Source organism: Pseudarthrobacter sulfonivorans, from assembly GCF_031454915.1.
Taxonomy (GTDB): domain Bacteria; phylum Actinomycetota; class Actinomycetes; order Actinomycetales; family Micrococcaceae; genus Arthrobacter; species Arthrobacter sulfonivorans_C.
Window position 1 is genome coordinate 1 of record NZ_JAVDRS010000004.1, and the last position, 21,690, is coordinate 21,690.

The window sequence follows — 21,690 nt, forward strand, 5'->3', positions numbered from 1 at the left end:
AGCGTTTCAACCGGACCCTGGCAGCCGAATGGGCCTACGCCAAGCCATTTACCAGCAACATCGAACGAGCTGCGGCACTTGACCCGTGGCTGAACAACTACAACACTGAACGCATCCACGCCGCCATCAAAGGCACCCCGATCACGCGAGTGTCACTAACCTAATGGCCGGGTACAGCTAGGCCGTAACGTCAGTGGCCTTTTGGTCATCCTTGACGAGGCCGCGGCGGCGGCGCGTGGGCCAGGTGAGGATCAGTGTCACCACAGAGGCCAGGAACACCAGCCCGGCGATGACGATGCCGGCATCAATCCAGAACTGGCCGGGGAACAGGCGGATGAGGGTGTCTTCCAGGGCGAAGGTCCACGAACCGCTCGCGAAGAAGATCCGGTGGAACTCGGTGAAGAACTGCTGCCAGCCCAGCACCGCCAGGACCCCGAGGCCCAGGATAATTGCCAGCGAAACGATCGATCCTGCGAACAGGCCCCGGCGCACTCCCCCGGTGCTTCGACGGCGCAGGTAGGCAATGGCCACGATGCTGAGCACAATCAGGAGCGCCCCAGCCCCAAAGGCGGACAGGATAACCAGTTTCACATCCGCCATGTGGCTGACTTCGCCATCCTTGAACAGACTGTCGCCGCTGCGGTTGACCAGGTCACCGAGGTACCGCGGACCCGCCCAGTTACTGAGGTAGTCGACGGTGTAGGAGCCGTAGGTCATTCTGTCGTCAGTGCTAAAGCCGTACCCGTCGCCGGGAAAACCGGGCCTGTTGTACTCGACCCAGAGAAACAGCGGACTGGTGACCGCCCGGACGGCGAGTACCAGCAGGATCACGGGGTAAAAAAGGGCCAGGAGGACTTGCCAGATACGAGGGGCCACTGGCTTGGCGTTGGCCGCGCTTTCACGCTCCGCGTTGCGGCGTTCCACATCCTCCTTCGGCGGGCGGACCTGGAGCGCGGAAGTGGGCAGGGGTTCGCTGAAGGGGGCGGACTGATGACGGGCCGCGCCGGCGAGGGGCCGTTCCTGCTTGCCCGTCACCGTGGGCGCAACGGCGGCACGCTGGGCTCCAGGGCGCCCGGCTGCGGACGGCCCGGCAGCCGAACGTTCAGTGGCTGAAGGCTCGGCAGCTGAAGGGCCTGTCACGGACGGTTCGGCGGCGGAAGGCTCCGTCACGGAAGGCTCCACCGAGGAAGGCTCGACGGCAGCCTCTGCGGCCTTGCGGTCCGCGCGGCTTTCAGGTTGCCCTGTCATCCAGGCGAAGGCCGGCTCATCCGAGTCCGACGAAGTATCAAGGACCGGATCCGGCTGCGGCTCCGAGCGTTTGGCAGGGGTCGGCGAATTGTCGTTCACAGCAGCGTCACTTCCGTTGGGGTCCGCGCCGCCGGCTCTGGTCCGGGCAGCGCCATGTGTCTGGTCTCGAGCCTACCGGCCTAGTTGTCATACTCGGCCCAAGGGATGTTCCAGTCCCCGTAGCCGTCGTCGAGGGCGGCGTAGTCACCCTCGGTGTTGATGATCTGCACAACATCGCCGGTGGTCATATTGTCGAAGACCCAGGCGGCACCGTCGGGTGCGAAACCGATGCAGCCGTGGGAGACGTTCGTGTTACCGATAAAGGGGTAAGCGGACTCCAGTGCCTGGTGGATGTAGGCCCCGCTCAGCGTCAGGCGGATGGCGTACTCCACATCCACGTTGCCGTAGTAGGCGGGGTCGCCGGGCTTGAGTCCGATACTGGCGGCCCGGAAGTGGTCATGGCGGTTCTTTTCCATCAGCACGGCGTAGCCCCGGGCTGACGGGAAGCGTTTGTCCCCCATGCTGACCGGGAGGGTTTTGACTACTTTGTCATTCACGCTGAGGGTGAATGTGTGTGCGGCGGCGTCAGCGATGGCCACTTTTTTGTCGCCGAAGTGGATGTTCACTTTCTTGTTGAAGTTGGCGATCTGGCCCTTGCCGAGGTCAACTCCAAAGAGCTTCATGTCCATGGTGACCGTGGAGTTGGCGGCCCAGAAGGCTTTGGGGCGGTAGCGGACCATGGTGTCACTGAACCAGTGGAAGGCGCCGGCCTGGCCGGCGCTGGAGGTGATCTTGATGGCCTTCTCCACAGCCTTCCGGTTGACCACCGGCTCACTGAAAACGACCTGCAGGGGCTGGCCCACGCCCACCTTCATGCCGTCCAACGGGTAGATGGCCGCGTCGGCCTCGTGGGTGCTGGATACGGTATTGAATGACTGCGTGGCGGTGGTTTCGCGTCCTGCCTCGTCGGTGACCACATACGTGTAGCTGTATTCGGTGTTGAACTTCAGCGGGGCGGTGGCAGACCAGCTGCTGCCATCGGCCGCGAAAGCACCCTCTACGGCTTCACCGGAGGTGCTGGTGAGGGTGACGCTTTCGATCCTGCCATTGCCCACCTTGACTGAAGCCGGCGTTGCCGGGTTCACCTGTTTGGCGGCATCGGCAGGCGTGATGTCCACTTTGACCGGAGCCACCACGGGCAAGGCCAGGCCCGGTGCAGAACGGACGGCGGAGGCTGCTTCGGATTCAAGGGCCCCACGGGCGAAGCCCGGCGCGACGGCGGCGAAGACACCACCCGCAGCGGCGAGGACGCAGACGGCTGCCACGACGAGAATCTTCTTGGCGGTCGACATGCGGCGCGGCTTTACTTCAGGCTCCATAGTCCGATCTTATTGGTTGAAGGTCACAACCCCGGGCGCGGTCCGCGCCCGGGGAGTCACACCTCAGTAACGATAATGCTCGGGCTTGTACGGGCCGGCGACGTCGAGGTCCAGGTATTCGGCCTGTTCCTTGGACAGTTCCGTAAGCTCGACGTCGAGTGCGTCCAGGTGGAGCCTGGCGACTTTTTCGTCGAGGATCTTGGGCAGGACGTAAACCTGGTTGCCGTATTCCTGTTCGCCTTCGGGCTGGTCCCGCTTGGTCCACAGCTCGATCTGGGCGATCGTCTGGTTGGCGAACGAGTTGCTCATCACGAAGGAGGGGTGGCCGGTGGCGTTGCCAAGGTTGAGGAGGCGCCCCTCGGAGAGCACGATGATGGAGCGGCTGTCCTGGCCCGTGGCCGGGTCCGCGGCAAAGACCCATTCATGCACCTGGGGCTTGATCTCCACCTTGCGGATCCCGGGGATCCTGGCGAGGCCGGCCATGTCGATTTCGTTGTCGAAGTGGCCGATGTTGCCCACGATCGCCTTGTCACGCATACCGGCCATGTGCTCGGCCAGGATGACGTCCTTGTTGCCCGTGGTGGTGATGAAGATGTGGCCTTCGCCGAGCACGGATTCGAGCTTGGCCACCTGGTAGCCGTCCATGGCAGCCTGGAGGGCGCAGATGGGGTCGATCTCGGTGACGATGACCCGCGAACCCTGGCCGCGGAAAGCCTCTGCGGCTCCCTTGCCGACGTCTCCGTAGCCACAGACAACTGCCACTTTGCCGCCCATCAGAACGTCGGTGGCGCGATTGATGCCGTCCGGCAGTGAATGGCGGATGCCGTACTTGTTGTCGAACTTGCTCTTGGTGACGGAGTCGTTGACATTGATGGCGGGGAACAGCAGCTTGCCCTGTTCGGCCAACTGGTAGAGGCGGTGCACACCGGTGGTGGTTTCCTCGGTGACGCCGCGCAGGCGGGAGCCGATCCGGGTCCACCGCTGCGGATCTTCCTGCAGGGACGCGCGGAGCACGTCGAGGAAGATGAGGCCCTCTTCGGACTCGTCGTCGGCTGCTGCCGGGACGGTGCCGGCCGCTTCGAATTCAACACCCTTGTGGACCAGCATGGTGGCGTCACCGCCGTCGTCCAGGATCATGTTCGGACCGAGCTCAGGGTCAGCATCCGCGCCGGGCCACGTGAGGATCTGCTGGGCGGTCCACCAGTATTCTTCGAGGGTTTCGCCCTTCCAGGCGAACACCGGAACGCCCTGCGGGTCCTCAACGGTGCCGCTGCCCACCACAACGGCCGCGGCGGCTTCGTCCTGGGTGGAGAAGATGTTGCAGGAGGCCCAGCGGACCTCGGCTCCCAGCGCGGTGAGGGTCTCGATCAGGACGGCGGTCTGCACGGTCATGTGGAGGGAACCGGCGATCCGGGCGCCCTTCAGAGGCTGGCTGGAGCCAAACTCCTGCCGGAGGGACATCAGGCCGGGCATCTCATGTTCGGCCAGGCGGATCTGGTGGCGGCCGGCTTCAGCCAGCGAAATGTCGGCAACCTTATAGTCAAATGTCATGGGATTCCTTTGCTCTGTCCGATGGCGGCGACGGCATTGAAGCGTCTGCGTAAAAGTCGTTTGGATGGAAGTCGTCTGTGATGGGTGTGCCGGGACCCGGAACTCGCCGGGAGATACTGTCCGGGCTTTGGTGCCTGGCTGGGCTCCTGCGGCCGTTGCCGGGCCCTAGTCTGTGGCCGGGCTCTTGCCGTTGGCCACGGAAGCAGCGGAATCGTGCTGGTCTGAGCTTGCCGCGTTGGCTGCCTGCAGCAGTTCCGGCGGCAGCAGCAGCGGGATACCGTCCTGGATCGGATAGCGCAGCTTGACGCCGGATTCTCCCGCCGTCGTCGACACAAGCTCGTCACCGTCCTGGACCAGCGGCGAGCCGGTCACGGGACAGCGCAGGACGGACAACAGGTCAGGACTGATCTTTGCCATGGTTGATGCTCCCGAAAAGGCGCGTGATCGCGCCGTTGGCTGACTGATTAGCAGGTTCCAGCCTACCGCCAGATCAGTATCAGGAAGGTTCGCGGAGGACACGCAGGTGACCCCGGCGGGTGCCTTCTGCCGCGGCAGGCGCCTCCAGCGCTGAATGCGAAGCGCGCTGGTTCTGCGTTGTCTGGAGCTTGGGTGGCAGCGATGCCGCCTCCCGGACCGCGTTGGCTAATGCCAGGAGGTCGTCGGGGCCAGGCTGCTGCGGGCTGGTGGGCATCGCCAGGCGAAGTACTTCCCAACCTCGGGGAACCGTCAGCGAGCCGGCATGCTGCTCGCACAAATCGTAACAATGCGGCTCGGCGTAGGTGGCGAGCGGACCCAGAACGGCGGTGGAGTCAGCATAGACGTACGTCAAAGTAGCCACCGCTGATTGACGGCAGGCTGATCTTGAACATTCACGGATAGCTCCCACGACATCACAGACTACTCCGTCTGACCGTCCTTTCCTGGTATTTACCGCCCCTGTCGCCGCGTCCTGGCGCGTTTCCCCGGCTAGTGTCGCGTAAATCTGCGGCCGGGTTTACAGTCAATGTATGCAGTCATCGAACCATGATTCAGCTTTTTCGGTCCGTTTGGCTGACCCTGACGCCCGCAGCGGAGAAACGGGACCGGATTCGTCGGGCCGAAGCTTTGCGGCGCGCCGCAGGAACCGCCATGGCCGTGGCCTGCGAGGCGAACTTGTGCTGCCCACACATCCCGGGTACCGGACGCGGTCCGACCGTTTTGATGACATGGTGCTGGACTCCGCGCAGCGGCTGCACGACATCTGGGGCAAGACGCTGGACGGCGTACGCTTTGCCGTCGATGAAATACCCCCGGAGCTGGAGCAGCTGGTGGCCAACGCCGCTCCCCCGCCCATGGGTTCCTACACTCCGGCTACGGACGAGGAAGGCCCTGTCATCACCCTGTACCGCCGGGTTGTTGAGCAGGGCTGCGGCAGCCGGGAGGAACTCCAGGACCTGGTCCACGACGTTGTCGTGGAACACACCGCGGAAATGCTCGGAGTGGCACCCGAAACGCTCGATCCGGTCTACCGCCGCAGGTACTGAGCCCCCCGGACCACCGGTCAGTAGCCCAGGGTGACGGCTACCTTTTCCTGTCCGGACGCGGCCGGCATAAAGGCCAATGTTGAGATGTCTTCCCGGCCTGCCTGCTGGAGGAGGAGCGCGCCGTAGGCGGCGTCACCGGATGCCGAAACCACATAGGCCACCACGTCTGACGCCCCGACCTTTGCGGGAAGCTTGATGGAGGTTGTGGTGCCGCCAGCGACGTCGGCAGTTGCCGCCGCCCGGATCCTTCCGTCAGCTGTGACGGGAGCGTATGAAATCGTGGCCCGGTTTTCCAGCACACCGAAGACGAGGACCCGGTCGCCGCCCCGCGGCACCGGCACCACATGCTGGCTTCCCAGCCTGACGCCTGAGGCCGCCCACGCAACATCCGATGCCTGTCCGCTGTTGACGCCGCGGGTGACGCGTGCCGCGGCAACAAACGACACATCCGAACTAGTGGATACCGTGTACTGGCCGGCCGGAACGCCTGCCAGTGAAACCTCGGTCACGGCGCCGCCCTTGGCCGTGACAACACCGCCCTTGGGCAGGGCCTTCTGCCCATCCCGGCCGAAGAGTTTGACCTCCACTACGGCGTCCGAAGGACCAGGGACGGTGATGGCGAGAGCCGGGCCGGCGTCATCGAAGCCGCCCTTTCCCGTGACCGCGGCAATCCCGTCAGCGCTCTGGATGTCCAGGCCTGTCATGACCTGCCGGGCGGCAGGAGCAGCCCCCGGCACAATGAAGTCCACACCGCCAGGCGTCAGTCCCCTCAGCACGCTCTGCTGGATGGCGGCGGTCACGGGGCCTCCGGCGCTGCGGACGTGGACGCTCAGCTGCGCCTCCCCCGGAGCCAGGCCGGCGAGGACAATTGAGCGTGTGGATCCCGGCGCAACGAGGAGCCCCCGGCTGCCGGGGGCCTGAATCTGCCCCTTGCTGCCAAACAGCTCCAGGCTGACAGTGGCTGGAGTGCTGGAGGCATTGCTGAGGATCAGGACGGACGTGCGGCCCACAGTGGTGCTGGCACCGGCGAGCCAGAGGTCGTTGGCAGGCGGCTGGCAATTGGCTGCCGCAGAACCTTGAAGGTCACCATCCGTGGCCGCGTATTTCAGCACACCAGCTGCTGACGGCTTCTGGCCCGCCAGGGCCTCGGCACTCAGGACGGTAGCGCTATCCACTCTGCGCCCCTTGAGCACACCGGCCTTCAGATCCTGGGGACCGGCCTCCTTGCCGGGTTGGCCACCACCCTTGGCAATCTCGATGGCAGGCTTCCCGTTGAGGGCCGACAGCAGGCTGCCGGGCAGGACACCGCCCGGGGCGCTCAGGACGGCACCGCTGACAACACTCGTGGCCGTTGCTGATTCCGGACTGAACTGGGGGTCGGTGCCTGCTTCCGTTCCTTCCAGCAGGCGAGCCGGTCCGGGACATATCCCGACGCTTGCACCGGCCGGAACGGAGGCCAATGTCGCAGGGATGCTCCGGCTGCCAGCCGGTTGGGGCGTGAGGGACGCCGCAGCCACTATGCCGCCTGCCGCCGCGACGATCGCCACCGCCGAAACCAGTCCGGCCAGGACCTCCTTGGGCGCGGCCCTGCGGACCGAACCCTTCGCCGTAGTGTTCGCCGGAGCCGTTTCCTGCCCAGCCGTTTCGGCGTGTGGGGCGTCCTTATGCATTCTGGTGTTCCTTACGCAAAGATCCCTCGTCCCGTGACAGGCCCGTGTTGGGCCGGCGTGCGGGCATGGGAATGGCGAGCATCACCGTGAGTCCGAACACTGTGGCCTGCGCGATTCCGGACCACAACGCCCACGGGGCGTCGTAGCGGATGGTCAGCTGGCCCGCCGAGGCGGGCAAAGTGAAGGCCTGGGCCGAGCCTGAGGTGGTGGCGGTGAGTTTCCGGCCGTCGAACCAGGCGCTCCATCCCGGATCCGCCCGCTCGGCGAGCACCACCAGCCTGCCTTCCGGCCCTTCGGCAACGCTGGTATCGACGTCGTCGTATTTGGAGGGCACCAGTGCCACCGTGGCTCCGGCGGTGTCCACAATCCGCACGCGGTGGGCTACATCGGCCGCCTCCAGCGCAGGTTGGTTGAGCGGGGTAATACGCCAAAGCCAGCCAACATCCGTCTGTCCTACGGCGACCAGGCCGGGTACGGCATCCATCTTGCTGGCCGTGAGCTGGGCTGCGGTGTCTGCCGAGCGCAACACCACGAATCCAACACCCAGGCGTTCGAGCTCGGGCCTGGGGTCCACGCCCTGACCGGCCACGAGGGTGGCCACCACACTGCGGATTGAGGCCGTGACGTCGTCGTCATCACGGATAGTTTCCTGGCCGGGTGCGCCCATGATGTTCCGGGCTGCGGCGATGGTGGAAAGGCTGTCGAGCGTGGTCCCGGCACCGCGCATCAGAGCCGCGTCAAAGGTGCCATTCTCCTTGGTGGTGATCAGCAGTGTGCGCGTTTGCTCAGGCCCGGTGCCGCGGTCGATTGCCGTGGCGGGAAGGGTCCGGACGTTGCCGGCTTCCACGAGCCGGGGCGTGCCGAGTGCCGGCCCGGCCGGGCTCTCCGCGGGTTGTGCCGAAGCAGCCGGGCGGAGGACATTCTGAGCCGACCACACCGCCATACCGGCCAGAGGACCGGCCAGCAGTATCACCATGCCAACGGCTGTGGCGGAGCGAAGCACCATATTGCGCCTGACGCTGCGTGCGGTGGGACGGTCTGCGGCATCCAGCAGGCGCCCGGCACCGATAAGCGCTGCCGCCAGGAGTGAGAATCCGGCGGCCGAGACAGCCGGGCCGGTGAATGGCGTAACCATGGTGTCGGCAGTGGCGCCCGTGACGACGTGTCCGGCCAGCCAGCCACCCATCAGGAGGATCAGCGCACCCACCCACAGTGCACGCGCCGTCCGGCTGTGTTTACCAGGAAGGAACAGTGCCGCCACAGCAAGCACCAGGACCGGGACGGCCACCAGCAGCGCAAGCGCAAGTGCCCACGGAATGACCTGTCCGGTGAAAAATGGAAGGCCCGACAGGCCACCCCCGGGCGCGAACAGCAGCGGCTGCCCAAGGAGTTGCTGCCATAGCGGAGCGGCCTCGAATCCCAGCGGGACGCCGGGATCTGCAAGGAGTGCCCGTGGCCTGTCGATGACAGACAGTCCAAACGGAAGGAAGAGCGCAGCGCTGGGCAACAGTGCCCACCACACAGTGCGGCCTCGACGTCCCAGCGTCAGCCCACAGAGCACGATGAGCACCGCAGCGGGGATCAGCAGCGAGGGTGCAGCTGCGCAAACCACAGCCAGTGCCAGGCCCGCGGCGGCGGCCGCAGTCCAGGACGGCATGCCGTTGATGCCTGGCCGCGCGGGCGGCTTGTCTGTGAACCGACGATCGTCCGGAGAGGGGACCATAAACCGCCCATGGCCAACGGCGGAGCCCGTGGCGCGCAAGAGTGCCAGGACCACGAGCGGGATCATGATGTGGGCAACCAATGCACCGGCGCGGCCTTGGTTGAGGGCAACCTGCAAGGCCGGAGCCGCTGCCCAGAACAGCGCCCCGACAAAGCGGAAACGGCGCCTGGTTGTCACGCCGCCGGCTGCGAACCACGCCGTCAGGCCGGACAGTGGAGCACCAAGCAGGAGCAGCCAGGACATGGCCGCGTTGGCATCGCCGCCGCCGAACAAACCAAGGACCCACACCACGTAGCCGAAGGGGTCTCCCTTGCCGGGGAGCCCTGCCCCCAGGCTGATCCACCAACTGGAGGCGTGATGCCAGATTTCCCCAAGGCTGGCGGACACCGGGATAAGGCCGCCGCCGGAAACGGCCTCGGCACGGAACAACCCGCTCAGGGCAGTAAGGGACGCGGCCGCCGCGATGATGGTGGCAGCGAGTGCACCGGCACCCACCCAGCCCCGTTCGGTTGTGGTCAGCGCCGCAAAGTCATCGGAGGAGTCGCCTGTGGGCTGGTCCGCCAAAGGATCGTGCAGGAGGCCATCGCCCGTGGACTTGTCTGCACCGAGGGCTTCCATCAGGGAACGGCGGTGGTTCCAGACGTCACGCCGGGGAGTCTGCAGCTTCTTGATGACCGAACGCCTGATTCGGCGGGTGCTGGCCGCCGTCCGCCGGGACTTTGCGACAGCAGCGGGCCTGGCCAGGGCAGCGAACGTCGCCACAAGTTGCGAGAACCCGTGCCCCGGGTCCTTGACCGCAATGCTGAGCACGAGTTTGAAAATACTGCCCAGCAGGGCGCCCACAGCGTGGATGGGCACTTTCCAGAGCGGCGCGTGCTTGAGCCGGAGGTGGACCTGCGCCTTGCGGGCCGCGGAGGGATTGCCTTGGGCATGGGGCCGGTGGGCCACATGGAACATCCGCGCTGTGGGCACCACAACTACACGGTGCCCCGCCAGGCGGTTGCGCCAACAGAAGTCGACGTCATCGCCGGTACCCGGGAGGGCGGGGTCGAAGCCCTTCAAGTGCTCCCAGACGTCACGGCGGACCAGCATGCCCGCCGAGTTCACCGCGAAGGTGTCCGTTCGGCCGTTGTACTGGCCCTGGTCGAGTTCGTCAGCATCGATCATGGTGAGGCGCTCGGCCCACCGGCTGGTGGACAGGCCGACGTCGATCAAGCGGCGCCCGGAGTGCCAGTCCAGTTGCTTACAGCCAGCGACTGTCACCGATGGTGCGCGTTCCACGGCACCCAGGAGTTCCGCCAGTGCCTCCGGTGCGGGGGCTGCGTCGTCATGAAGGAGCCAGACCCACTCCGTGGCGGCGCGGCGGGACTGGCCTTCCCACGACGAGCGCGCGTTAAGCCCGGCGCGGACGGCGCCACCCAATCCGGCCTTGCCGTGCGGAAGGCTGATGACGTTCTCTGCGCCCAAGGCCCGCTCCAGCTGGAGTGCCGAGTCATCGCGCGATCCGGTATCCACCCCGATGACGGAGTCTGCAGGCCGGGTCTGGTCCGCGAGGGCGGCCAGGGTTCTGGGGAGATAGGCACTGCCGTTGTGGGACACCACAACGGCAGTGACATGTACTTCCTGAAGAATTAGATTGCTCGCTTCCTTAGCCGCCGGCGTTCACGCTCGGAAAGGCCACCCCATATGCCAAACCGTTCGTCGTTCGCCAGCGCGTATTCCAGGCACTGTGAGCGCACATTGCATGCACCGCACACCTTCTTGGCGTCACGCGTGGATCCGCCTTTTTCCGGGAAGAAGGCTTCCGGATCGGTCTGCGCACACAACGCATCAGTCTGCCAGCCGAGCTCACCTTCGTCGTCAAAGTCCTGCCTGAACGGCAACCCGATCCACACCGGCTGGGTAGTTTCCGGCCCGGAAGTCCGCAGCTCCATGGGGGGATCCAGGTCGTCATCGTCCTGGTCGTGCCCACCGTCAAGGAGTGCTTCGTGCGCCGCCAGGAACGCTGTGGCCTGGTCCTGGAGGGGGTCCTTCGTGGCTCGGTTGTAACGGTCCGCGGCGTCAGGATCGGCGGGATCCACATACCAGTCGCTCGGTACGCCCCGTGCGCGGTATTTAGCCGTTGCCTGGCCGGCGACGACGGCATCTTCATGGATACGCTCTGCTTGCCCCACGGCGACCCTCCTGAAAGTTTGCAGCCACTGCCTGATTCCTTTGACACTCGGTTGTGTGCCGGTATTTATGCAGTCGCTTTCTATATCTAATTACACGTGTGTAACTAGCAGGGAGTCAAGCCGCCGACGGGATAATAATCAACATTCCCAGCGAAACGCCGTCACGCCACGCCCGGGAATTTTCCCAAGGTTCGGCGCGCCGAACGAAGGGATGCGCAAATGCAGCGCCGGGAGCCCCCGCTTCCCATGAATACCGGCCAAAACTACAGGTGCCGCCCCAATAAGACAAATGAGATGACAAACCAATGTGAGTAACATCACAGCAGGTCGACGGTAGATAGCCGGATGCCCCTGATGTCAGTTGCTCCCCCTAAACCGAGATGCTCCCAAGGGGGCCGTGGCAAGATAGTGCCATGAGCATCCCGGCGATCGAACTGATGACCACCCTGCGTTCCGGCCACTCCACATCGCCCCGCCTCACCTGGTACGGTCCTGATTCCGAACGGGTGGAACTTTCCGGACGCGTCCTGGATAACTGGGTGGCAAAAACCGGCAACCTGCTGCAGGACGAACTCGACGCCGAGCCGGAGATGCGGCTGGGCCTTGACCTCCCCGCGCACTGGAAATCACTGATCTGGGCCCTGGCCGCTTGGCAGCTTGGCATGGAGACTGTCCTGGACGGGAGCGAGGCAGAGTTACTCGTCACGGACAAGCCCGGAAGCGTGACAGGAAAGTACGACGCCGTGATTGCCGTCGCGCTGCCGGCGCTTGCCATGCGGTGGCCGGGGGACCTCCCTGCCGGAGTCATCGACTATGCCGCGGAGGTGCGTTCCCATGGGGACATCCTCATGGCGCACGCAGATCCTTCGGCGTCCGGCTGCGCCATCGCGGGCAGTGACGGCCAGCGCCACCTCCATGAAGGCCTGCTCACCGGTTTCTCAGCCCCGCACGATGAAGGCGTGCGGCTCCTAATCACGGCAGCGGATGGCCTGGAAGCCGCCCTGGCTAACTCACTCGGCGCCTGGCAGAACGGCGGCTCCGTGGTGCTGGCCCACCCGGATGTGCAGCTGACAGACCATCTCCTCGCCGCAGAACGCATCCAAGGAAAGTAGCCGCACCGGCCAGCAGAGCCAATCGCTAGGGCTGCCGGGGGCTGCCGGGCACTTCCTGGTCCGGGCGGTCCGCACCCGGGGCCGACGCAGCGGCGGCCTTCTCGTGATGGTGCAGTTCGATGAGTTCGTGGTCGTGGGAGAACTCCGGCTCCTGGTCCAGTTCCTCGTTGAAGACCCAGAACCGGTAGGCGAAGAACCTGAAGATCGTACCCAGGACCAGCCCTACAACGCTGCCTGCAATAAAGAGGGACGGCTTGTCGTTCAGCTCGAGGATGTACTTAGCGAACCAGACACAGCCGGAGGCGATCAGGAGTCCCACCAGGTTCATGACAGCGAACAGGGCCGCTTCGCGGACCACGTTGGCCTGTTTGCGGTGGCGGAACGTCCAGAAGCGGTTCGCGACCCAGGAGAAAATACTGGCAACGATGGTGGCCACAGCCTTGGCCCATACTTCGCTGCCGTGCATAGGGCCGGTGAAGAGCCAGATAAAGACTGCCGAGTCAATGACGAAAGCCACACCGCCAACTGCTCCGAATTTGGCTACCTCGCGCCAAAACAGCGAGGCGAGCCCCCGGATACGATCTGCGAGTGAATTAATCATGACCCTCCATGGCCGTCCGTTCTCTGGGCCACACGGCCAAAGGCCTATTTTAGCCCCCAAATCTGGGAACCACCCTGCGCACCAGGCCACTCGGCGGCAGGATTACCTGGTTTCCTGGCCTCGTGGCGCCCCGAAAGCCGGGAACCGGCGAGCTTTTCTGTAGGCTGGCACATGTGACTTTTCCTGTAATCGGCGTGGTTGGCGGCGGCCAGCTCGCGCGCATGATGGCCCCAGCCGCCACTGCCCTTGGTTTTGAACTCCGTGTGCTGGTTGAAGCTGAGGACGTTTCAGCCGTTTCAGCTGTCTCCACTTCACCGGTGGGTGACTACAAAGACCTCCAAACCCTCCTCGATTTCGCGGACGGCCTGGACGTGATGACGTTCGACCACGAGCATGTCCCCACGGACCACCTCCGCGCGCTTCTGGCCGCCGGCGTTAACGTCCAGCCCGGCCCGGACGCACTGGTCAACGCGCAGGACAAACTCGTGATGCGCGCCGCCATTGACAGGCTCGGGCTCCCGAATCCCGTTTGGGCTGCGGTCTCCGACGTCGCCGCGCTTGTAACCTTCGGCGATGAGATCGGCTGGCCGGTGGTTCTCAAAATGCCCCGTGGCGGCTACGACGGCAAGGGCGTGCAGATCATCGACTCCGCCGAGGACGCGGCCGGGGCTGCTCCGTGGTTTGAGGCCATGAGCCCGCTGCTCGCCGAAGCCAAGGTTGATTTCAGCCGTGAGCTGTCCACGCTGGTGGCGCGGACCCCCGACGGCGAGGCCAGGGCTTGGCCTGTGGTGCACACCATCCAGGTGGACGGTGTCTGCGATGAAGTCATTGCGCCAGCGCTGGGCATTCCCCTTGAGGTGGCAGCGGCGGCCGAAGAGGCTGCCCTGCGGATCGCCCACGAACTGGGCGTGACGGGCGTAATGGCGGCGGAGCTTTTTGAAACGCCCGGGACCGGAGTCGGCTTCCTGATCAACGAACTCGCCATGCGGCCCCACAACACCGGCCACTGGACACAGGACGGGTCGGTTACCAGCCAGTTCGAACAGCACTTGCGGGCAGTCCTGAACCTCCCGCTGGGCGCCACCGACGTTCTGGGTCCCGTGGTGGTGATGAAGAACTTCCTGGGCGGCGATAACCAGGACCTGTTCTCCGCCTACCCGGCCGCCCTCGCGAGCGACCCAGCGGCCAAGGTCCACTGCTACGGCAAGTCCGTGCGTCCGGGGCGCAAGATTGGCCACATCAACCTGGTGGGCGACTCCACCGATGACGTGGACTCGGTCCGGCAACGCGCCACCCGGGTGGCAGCCATCATTCGCGACGGCCGGGTGCCGGCCGACGAACCAGCACGGATTTCCGAGGAGAACGCATGAGCACCGAAACCACCCCCGGCACCGGCGTCACCGGGACCGGCCCCATCGTGGGGCTGGTCATGGGTTCAGATTCGGATTGGCCGGTCATGGAGGCCGCAGCCGATGCGCTGGCCGAGTTCGGCATACCTTTTGAAGCGGATGTGGTCTCCGCGCACCGGATGCCCACGGAAATGATCCGGTACGGGCAAACCGCCCATGAACGCGGGCTGCGCGTGATCATCGCCGGCGCCGGCGGCGCGGCCCACCTTCCCGGCATGCTCGCGAGTGTGACTCCCCTGCCTGTTATTGGTGTTCCGGTCCCCTTGAAGACCCTCGATGGCATGGATTCCCTCCTGTCCATCGTGCAGATGCCCGCCGGTGTACCCGTGGCCACCGTGTCCATCGCAGGTGCCCGCAACGCTGGCCTCCTGGCTGTCCGGATCCTGGCTTCCGGCACAGACGAACTGGCGGCTTCGCTCCGTGCGGACCTTGTGGACTTCGCCCAGGAACTCAACGACGTCGCCACGCGCAAGGGAGCCAGCCTCAGGCAGAAAGTGAGCGAAGTCTTCGCTGACGGCAATGGCGTCCTCCGGGGCAGCCGCTAGGGTACCGGAACATGTCCAGGAGCGTTCAGCACCCCGACACGGGGCCGGTCATGACCGACCCCATGCGGCATCCGTCCGGCGCCTCATCACCGGTCCGGACCAAACGGGCCTTTGTCCTGCTCCTGATGACCCTTCTGGTGCCGGGCAGCGCACAGATTGTGGCTGGCAACCGCAAACTCGGGCGCAACGTGCTGCGTGTGACCCTCGTCGTCTGGGCGGTGCTGGTGGCCACCGTGCTGCTGCTTGTCATCAACCGGGCGCTCCTGATAAACGTCATCACTGATCCTTTCGCTTCGCTGGCCATCATCGTGGTCCTGGTGGCCCTGGCACTTGGCTGGGCGTTCCTCTTCATCAACACCCTGCGGCTCATCCGCCCGGTCCTGCTGGCACCCCGGGCGCGTCCCGCCGTCGTCATTTCCCTGGTCCTTGCACTAGTGCTGAGCAGCGGCACACTGGGTTACGCCGCCTACCTGCTGAACGTGGGGCGCAACGCCATTGGCAGCATCTTTTCCTCCGGACCGTCGATCGATCCCGTGGAGGGACGCTACAACTTCCTGATGATGGGCGGCGACGCCGGCGACGACCGCACCGGCAGGCGCCCCGATAGCCTGTCCGTACTCAGCGTGGACGCCAAGTCCGGCCGGACTGCCATCATCTCCGTGCCCCGCAACCTGCAGAATGCCCAGTTCAGCGAAGGCTCCCCGATGAGGGAGATCTACCCGGATGGCTACAACTGCGGCGACGCGTGCCTCATCAACGCCATCAACACCGAAGTAACGAATGAGCACGCCGACCTCTACCCGGGCGTAGCCGACCCCGGTGCGCAGGCGACGCTTGAAGCCGTCTCCGGGACGCTGGGCCTCACTGTTCAGGCCTATGTGCTGGTGGACATGGAGGGCTTCGCCAAACTCATTGACGCCATGGGCGGGATCAGGATCAAGGCCGGCGGCTGGGTTCCCATGAGCGGCTTCTTCGACGAGGTCACCCGCACCCATGGCATGCCCTTGGGCTGGATTCCCGCCGGTGAACAAACACTCGACGGCGACCACGCCCTCTGGTACGGACGGTCCCGTGAATACGTGGATGACTACGCGAGGATCCAGCGCCAGCAGTGCGTCCAGCAAGCCATGCTGAAGCAGCTGGACCCGGCGAAGCTGCTGTCCAAATTCGAGGACATCGCCAGCGCAGGCACCAAAGTGGTCGATTCCAACATCTCCTCATCCCAGCTGGGCAGTTTTGTGGATCTCGCCATAAAGGCCAAGGGACAGGAGGTCAAGCGGCTCACCATCGGGCCACCCGACTTCGACGCGTCCTTCTCCACAGTGCCTGACTTCGACATCATTCACGACAAGGTGGACCAGCTCCTGGCCTCAGCCACGGCCCCCGAGGCGGCAGCACCCGATGATGGCATGGTGCAGGCGTCCTATGTCGGCGGACCCCTGCAGGCATCCGGGCCGCCGCGGCCGGCTGCCGGCCTGGCAGCCGGTTGGGCTGCGCAGCAAACTCCCCCGCCGTCGTCGGATTTCGTTCCGGTGACTACAACGCCCGACGGCGAACCGATCACCGAAGCGCTGCTGAACCGGCTCAAGCGCGAGGGCAACGAGCAGGCCATCGGTGAACTCGTGGCCACCAATGGGCTCTGCGCGCCGCTGTAGGCGTGCTGTCCACCCTGCCCCACATAGACACCCACTGAAGACCTGAATACTAAGGAATGGACCCGGCTGTGTACGAACTTGAAAACGCCCTTCGCGACTATGCCTGGGGATCCAGGACAGCCATCGCCGGGCTTCTGGGACGCCCCGAATCCGGCGGCCCGGAAGCCGAACTGTGGATCGGCGCCCACCCCGGCGCCCCGTCAATCGCCCGCCAGTCTGACGGCTCGGAAACACCACTGGATAAGTTGATTGCCTCAGACCCCGAGCATTTCCTGGGCAGCGAATCGGTCGAGGAATTTGGGCCTCGGCTACCGTTCCTGGCAAAGATCCTTGCGGCCGCCCAGCCCTTGTCGCTTCAGGTTCATCCAAGCATCGAGCAGGCGAAGGCAGGCTTTGCACGGGAAAATGCTGAGGGCATCGCCCCGGATGCGGCCAACCGGAACTATCGTGATGACAACCACAAGCCGGAGATGATCTTTGCGCTGACGCCCTTCGAATCGCTGTGCGGATTCCGGGATCCGGCCGCCACGCGGAAGATCCTGGTGCACATTGGCTCTTGTTTCGACCTGATCGAAACCGAGGTGCCGCCCCTGCTGACCGAACTGCTGCACTTCCTGGAAAATCCGGACGAGGGTGCCGGATTGCGGGCTGCCTTTGAACGCCTGATTCAGGGCGGTGAAGATGTCTCGGACGCCACGGCGACGGTGGCGGCTGCCCTAATCTCCGGCGCTTCGCTGGCACCGTACCAGAATGAACTGTCCACGGTCATCGACCTCAATGAGCAGTACCCCGGTGATCCGGGCGTACTGGTCTCGCTGCTGCTCAACCGCATCTCGCTGGCCCCGGGTGAGGCTGTCTACCTGCCCGAGGGCAAGGTCCATGCCTACCTCTCCGGCTTGGGCGTTGAGGTCATGGCCTCTTCCGATAACGTGCTCCGGGGCGGACTGACGCCCAAGTTCATTGACGTGCCCGAACTCCTGCGCACCGTGGACTTCACGTCGGTGGCAGTCCCGATGCTCAACCCGGAAATATCCGCACTGGGCCAGGAACTCTACCGGCCGCCGTTCCGCGAATTCCAGCTTCAGCGGATCGAACTGGCCCCCGGCAGTGCGCCGGTTCCGCTCGCCCAGTCAGGCGCCGCCGTCGTGATTGTGGTGGACGGCGCCGTGTACCTCGACTCGCCCAAGGGCGATCTGCAACTGGCCCGCGGCGGCAGCGCATTCCTGGCCGCGTCGGAGGCCCCGGTCAACGTCCACGCTGTGGCTGGTGCTTCGGCAACAGCGGTTGCGTTCGCCGTCACCACCGCTTCAGGCACCGGCCTTAGCGCCGCGTAACCCGCTTCATGAGCCGCCGTGCTGCCTGCAGACCCTTGCGGGCAGCCGGCATGGCCCGGGCGTACACGGGGTACAACGGTGACAGTGGCTTCTCCCAGGTCCCCATGAGCAGGTTCTCGTGCTTGGCGAACTGCTTCTTGAAGTCGGAGATGCCGTCGTTGAGCAGGCCGTTGAAGTCGTAGCGTCCGCAGCCGTCCTCCCGCATGGCGAGCAGGGCGGCCCACTTCACTCCGTAGTTCACCCGCTGCTTCTGACCCTCGGCAGAGACACCACCATAGAGCTCGAACGCCGTTGCCCCGCTCCGGGACAGCCAGACGAAGGCAAGCAACTGCTCGCCGTCGAAGGCTCCGATGATGGGTGAGCCCTCTCCCAGGTTGGCGAAGATGTCACGGTAATACTTGTCCTCGTGGATCCCGAACCCGGCACGGTCCGCCGTCTCGTGGTAGATGCCCAGTACCTGCTCAAGCTCGGCCTCGGTCTGCACCTTCCGGAAGTCCACCTCGCTGCGCATCGCCTTGCGGATGTTCGCGCGTGTGGACTTGGACATGTCAGCCATGAGCTCATCGTCGCTCCTGGCCAGGTCAAGGATGAGTGTCCGCGGGATGAGCACGGTGTTGGCGGACGGCCTGAAGCCTGCGGCTGCCACCGCGGGAGCGAAGGGGGACTCAGCATCCCAGTCAGGCTCGATGCTCAAGGCCACTCCGTGGTGGCGGGAGGAAGCATAGCCGGCCAGCTGTGCCAGGACGGCGGTGGTGTCCCCGGCGGAGCACATCGGGCCGCGGGGCACGTAGACCAGCGCCCGGAACGGGAACGGCAGCTTCCGCACCAGCAACTGGGCGCAGCCGAGGATGTTCTCATCGTCGGTGACCAGGACGCGGTCCACGGACCAGCCGTGCATCCCTTTGGTCTCACCCCAGCCCCACAGTTGCTGCGGATGCCCTTGGAACCGGTCAACATATCCGTCCCAGACGGCGCGGTCAGTACAGGGCACAACGGCAAGACTCATGAATTCAACCCTATACCAACGCCTTGGCACGGCCGGCCGTGCCGCAGCCAGCGGCCGGCATGAGCCACGCTGCCGGCACGAAAAAGCGCCACACCGCAGCAGCGGTGTGGCGCTTGTCGCACTAAGCCCTGGACTAGTTCTTGCGGGCGTAGCCTTCCCACTTGCTGGCCTGGTGCTCACCGTCGACGAAGCGGATGGTGCCGGACTTGGAGCGCATCACGATGGACTGGGTCAGGACCTTGTCCTTGGAGTAGCGGACACCCCTGAGGAGGTCGCCGTCAGTGATGCCAGTGGCTGCGAAGTAGCAGTTGTCGCTGGAGACGAGATCGTTAGTGGACAGCACGCGGTCCAAATCGTGGCCGGCGTCGATGGCCTTCTGCTTCTCTTCGTCGCTTGTGGGCCACAGCCGGCCCTGGATGACGCCGCCGAGGGACTTGATGGCGCAAGCTGCCACGATGCCTTCCGGAGTGCCGCCGATGCCCATGAGGGCGTCTACACCGGTGCCGGAACGGGCTGCGGCAATGGCGCCGGCAACGTCGCCGTCCATGATGAATTTGGTGCGCGCACCGGCTTCGCGGATCTCCTCGACCAGCGGGCGGTGGCGGTCGCGGTCCAGGATCATGACGTTGAGCTGGTTGACCTTCACGCCCTTCGCCTTGGCGATCAGGTGCAGGTTCTGCTTCACCGGGAGGCGCAGGTCAACCATGTCGGCCGCTTCCGGGCCGGTGACGAGCTTCTCCATGTAGAACACGGCGGAGGGGTCGAACATGGAACCGCGTTCTGCCACTGCAAGGACCGCAAGGGCGTTGTTGATGCCAAGCGCGGTCAGCCGGGTGCCGTCGATCGGGTCGACGGCGACGTCGCACTCGGGGCCGGTGCCGTCGCCAACGTGCTCGCCGTTGAACAGCATGGGGGCTTCGTCTTTTTCGCCTTCGCCGATGACCACAACGCCGTTGAAGTGGACCGTGTGGAGGAAGGAGCGCATGGCGTCGACGGCGGCGCCGTCAGCCTTGTTCTTGTCGCCGAAACCAACCCAGTGGCCGCCGGCGATGGCCGCGGCTTCGGTGACGCGGACGAGCTCAAGGGCAAGGTTGCGGTCCGGCTCGTCGATACCCACAGCCAGTGAGGGGGAAATCGTGGAGTACTGCTGGGTCATAGGCGCTGGTGTCACGTGAACCTCTTCTTCGAGTGGCGATCATTGGACCCGCTCAGCCGGGTTCAGCCGACGCGGTGATTCCTCTGATACTGATCATAGTCGCGGCGCCAGTCCCCGGCGCTGGCATGACGTCCCGACGCAATATGCCAATGGCCCGGACCTCAACCCGAATGTGAGTTGGGCCCGTGCATGGGCGACTATAGAGGGGTGAGTGAAATGCAGGAAAAGACCAGCCCCGGGCAAGATCCCTCGGATTCCGGACCCACCGGACAGGACGCGCCGAACGGTGAACAGCCTCCTGTGAAGCCCGTTATTCCGGCTGCAGCCGCCAAACGCGCCAATGCGTCGGTGATCGGCATGATCGTTGCGCTGCTGGTCAGCATTGCCGCCTTCCTGCCCATCGTGCTGATGAACCCGCTTCCCAAGAGCGACGGATTCCGCCCCGACATCGACGTCCCTGCCGTGGCCCGGAACGCTTCGGATGTGGCGGGATTCACACCGGCCGCGCCGGACACGGCCAAAACTTTCAGGCCCAATTACGCTCGCTGGGAGTCCGGGAGCGGCAGCGGCGTGCCCACTTGGGAGGTGGGCTACATCACGCCGAAGGACTCCTTCATCGGACTTGTTCAGACCCGGCAGTCCAATCCCACCTGGCTTCTGCAGCAGACCAAGAGCGCCCCCGTCACCGGAACCCGCGACGCCGGCGGCCAGGCTTGGGAACTCCGTGACGCAGGCAAGGGCGAGAAGAGCATGATCCTGGACTACCGCGGAACCACCGTTGTCCTCACCGGCACTGCGCAACTGGACGAGTTCGCTGTCCTGGCCGACGCCGTCGTGAAATCCTTGGACAGCAATCCTGCCGTAACGGTTTCACCCTCAGCCAGTCCCGCGCCGTAAGGTAGGCCAGTGGCTACCTACCTGACTCCTGCCCTTGCCTGGCGCCGCATGCGCGAAGGCAACGAACGCTTTGTTGCCGGCGAATCGTCGCACCCGAACCAGGACGCGTCCCGCCGTTCTTCGCTGGTGGAGAACCAGCATCCGTTTGCGGTGATCTTCGGCTGCTCGGACTCCCGGCTCGCCGCGGAAATCATCTTCGACCTTGGGCTCGGTGACGCATTCGTGGTGCGCACCGCCGGCCAGGTGATTGACGACGCCGTCCTCGGCTCCCTTGAGTACAGCGTCAGCGTGCTCGGCGTACCGCTGATCGCCATCCTCGGGCACGACAGCTGCGGCGCCGTCAGCGCCACCAAGACCGCCGTCGAAACCGGGCAGATGCCGGCGGGCTTCATCCGGGACCTCGTTGAACGCATCACCCCCTCAGTCCTGACGTCCCTGCGCAATGACGAGCATGAGGTCAACGACATGGTGGTGGAGCACGTCAAGCAGACGTCCCAGCGCCTCGTGGACAGCTCACGTGTGATTTCCGCCGCAATCGAGGAAGGCCGGGCCGCTGTGATCGGCTTGTCCTACAGCCTCGCCGAGGGCCGGGCGAACGTGGTTTCCGGGATCGGCGAGATCTAATCGACGCCCTGGCTGACCCCCGTAGCAATGCGGTTCACGGTTTT

The 21,690-nt window shown here is 65.0% G+C and carries 20 protein-coding genes; 9 read left to right on the forward strand and 11 right to left on the reverse strand.

What is annotated here, in order from left to right; translation table 11 throughout:
- Positions 1-164: integrase core domain-containing protein (locus J2808_RS10330; protein WP_309816687.1), on the forward strand; the 164-nt coding region annotated here is incomplete at its 5' end.
- 13 nt (positions 165-177) lie between these two features.
- On the opposite strand, the gene J2808_RS10335 is transcribed toward J2808_RS10330, so the two are convergent.
- The 5 genes from J2808_RS10335 to J2808_RS10355 all read right to left on the reverse strand — a co-directional run bounded on the left by J2808_RS10335 (position 178) and on the right by J2808_RS10355 (position 5,103).
- Entirely contained in the window at positions 178-1,347 is a 1,170-nt protein-coding gene (locus J2808_RS10335) for a TIGR01906 family membrane protein (RefSeq protein WP_309815594.1), read from the reverse strand.
- Between the two features lie 80 nt (positions 1,348-1,427).
- A complete protein-coding gene (locus tag J2808_RS10340) occupies positions 1,428-2,666 on the reverse strand; it encodes a L,D-transpeptidase (RefSeq protein ID WP_309815597.1) in 1,239 nt (412 codons plus the stop codon).
- 63 nt (positions 2,667-2,729) lie between these two features.
- The gene (ahcY, locus tag J2808_RS10345) at positions 2,730-4,217 is read right to left on the reverse strand and encodes an adenosylhomocysteinase (RefSeq protein WP_309815600.1); all 1,488 of its coding nucleotides are present in this window, start codon (positions 4,215-4,217) and stop codon (positions 2,730-2,732) included.
- A gap of 165 nt (positions 4,218-4,382) precedes the next feature.
- Positions 4,383-4,634, reverse strand: a complete 252-nt coding sequence (locus J2808_RS10350) for a Trm112 family protein (RefSeq protein ID WP_309815603.1) — start codon at positions 4,632-4,634, stop codon at positions 4,383-4,385.
- A 79-nt stretch (positions 4,635-4,713) separates the two neighbouring features.
- Complete coding sequence (locus J2808_RS10355) at positions 4,714-5,103, reverse strand: DUF3499 domain-containing protein (RefSeq protein ID WP_309815606.1); 390 nt, start codon at positions 5,101-5,103, stop codon at positions 4,714-4,716.
- A gap of 121 nt (positions 5,104-5,224) precedes the next feature.
- Here J2808_RS10355 and J2808_RS10360 point away from each other — a divergent pair, with 121 nt between their 5' ends.
- On the forward strand, positions 5,225-5,740 hold the full coding sequence (locus J2808_RS10360) for a metallopeptidase family protein (RefSeq protein WP_309815609.1): 516 nt from the start codon (positions 5,225-5,227) through the stop codon (positions 5,738-5,740).
- Positions 5,741-5,757: 17 nt separating this feature from the next.
- Here J2808_RS10360 and J2808_RS10365 read toward each other — a convergent pair whose 3' ends face one another.
- The 3 genes from J2808_RS10365 to J2808_RS10375 are packed head-to-tail and all read right to left on the reverse strand — an operon-like array spanning position 5,758 to position 11,307.
- Positions 5,758-7,410 (reverse strand): DUF5719 family protein, encoded by a 1,653-nt coding sequence (locus J2808_RS10365; RefSeq protein ID WP_309815613.1) that lies wholly within the window; start codon positions 7,408-7,410, stop codon positions 5,758-5,760.
- Positions 7,403-10,735, reverse strand: coding sequence for a glycosyltransferase (locus tag J2808_RS10370; protein WP_397428032.1), 3,333 nt, complete (start codon positions 10,733-10,735; stop codon positions 7,403-7,405). The genes J2808_RS10365 and J2808_RS10370 overlap by 8 nt, the downstream gene beginning before the upstream one ends.
- Before the next feature lie 29 nt (positions 10,736-10,764).
- Positions 10,765-11,307 (reverse strand): WhiB family transcriptional regulator, encoded by a 543-nt coding sequence (locus J2808_RS10375; protein ID WP_309815617.1) that lies wholly within the window; start codon positions 11,305-11,307, stop codon positions 10,765-10,767.
- A 413-nt stretch (positions 11,308-11,720) separates the two neighbouring features.
- Between J2808_RS10375 and J2808_RS10380 the strand changes: the two genes are divergently transcribed.
- Entirely contained in the window at positions 11,721-12,419 is a 699-nt protein-coding gene (locus tag J2808_RS10380; RefSeq protein WP_309815622.1) for a TIGR03089 family protein, read from the forward strand.
- 25 nt (positions 12,420-12,444) lie between these two features.
- Here the strand turns inward: J2808_RS10380 and J2808_RS10385 are convergent, their stop codons facing one another.
- Positions 12,445-13,020, reverse strand: coding sequence for a GtrA family protein (locus J2808_RS10385; protein ID WP_309815626.1), 576 nt, complete (start codon positions 13,018-13,020; stop codon positions 12,445-12,447).
- 173 nt (positions 13,021-13,193) lie between these two features.
- On the opposite strand from J2808_RS10385, the gene J2808_RS10390 reads away from it, so the two are divergent.
- The 4 genes from J2808_RS10390 (at position 13,194) to manA (ending at position 17,963) form a co-directional block, all read left to right on the forward strand.
- Complete coding sequence (locus tag J2808_RS10390; RefSeq protein ID WP_309815629.1) at positions 13,194-14,390, forward strand: 5-(carboxyamino)imidazole ribonucleotide synthase; 1,197 nt, start codon at positions 13,194-13,196, stop codon at positions 14,388-14,390.
- Positions 14,387-14,974: a 5-(carboxyamino)imidazole ribonucleotide mutase gene (gene purE, locus J2808_RS10395; RefSeq protein WP_309815632.1), complete on the forward strand. Its 588-nt coding sequence runs from the start codon at positions 14,387-14,389 to the stop codon at positions 14,972-14,974. Before J2808_RS10390 ends, purE begins: the two co-directional genes overlap by 4 nt.
- A gap of 11 nt (positions 14,975-14,985) precedes the next feature.
- Positions 14,986-16,629: an LCP family protein gene (locus tag J2808_RS10400; RefSeq protein ID WP_309815635.1), complete on the forward strand. Its 1,644-nt coding sequence runs from the start codon at positions 14,986-14,988 to the stop codon at positions 16,627-16,629.
- Between the two features lie 68 nt (positions 16,630-16,697).
- Positions 16,698-17,963 carry a mannose-6-phosphate isomerase, class I gene (gene manA / locus J2808_RS10405; RefSeq protein ID WP_309815636.1) on the forward strand — a complete coding sequence of 422 codons (1,266 nt, stop codon included), beginning with the start codon at positions 16,698-16,700 and terminating at the stop codon, positions 17,961-17,963.
- On the opposite strand, the gene J2808_RS10410 is transcribed toward manA, so the two are convergent.
- Both J2808_RS10410 and glpX read right to left on the reverse strand, forming a co-directional pair.
- The gene (locus J2808_RS10410; RefSeq protein ID WP_309815638.1) at positions 17,950-18,969 is read right to left on the reverse strand and encodes a lipid II:glycine glycyltransferase FemX; all 1,020 of its coding nucleotides are present in this window, start codon (positions 18,967-18,969) and stop codon (positions 17,950-17,952) included. The two genes, manA and J2808_RS10410, sit on opposite strands and share 14 nt — an antisense overlap.
- 133 nt (positions 18,970-19,102) lie before the next feature.
- Positions 19,103-20,125 carry a class II fructose-bisphosphatase gene (gene glpX / locus J2808_RS10415; protein ID WP_309816693.1) on the reverse strand — a complete coding sequence of 341 codons (1,023 nt, stop codon included), beginning with the start codon at positions 20,123-20,125 and terminating at the stop codon, positions 19,103-19,105.
- A 216-nt stretch (positions 20,126-20,341) separates the two neighbouring features.
- Between glpX and J2808_RS10420 the strand changes: the two genes are divergently transcribed.
- A complete protein-coding gene (locus tag J2808_RS10420) occupies positions 20,342-21,022 on the forward strand; it encodes a DUF4245 domain-containing protein (RefSeq protein WP_309816695.1) in 681 nt (226 codons plus the stop codon).
- Between the two features lie 9 nt (positions 21,023-21,031).
- On the forward strand, positions 21,032-21,646 hold the full coding sequence (locus tag J2808_RS10425) for a carbonic anhydrase (protein ID WP_309815641.1): 615 nt from the start codon (positions 21,032-21,034) through the stop codon (positions 21,644-21,646).
- Positions 21,647-21,690: the final 44 nt, after the last annotated feature.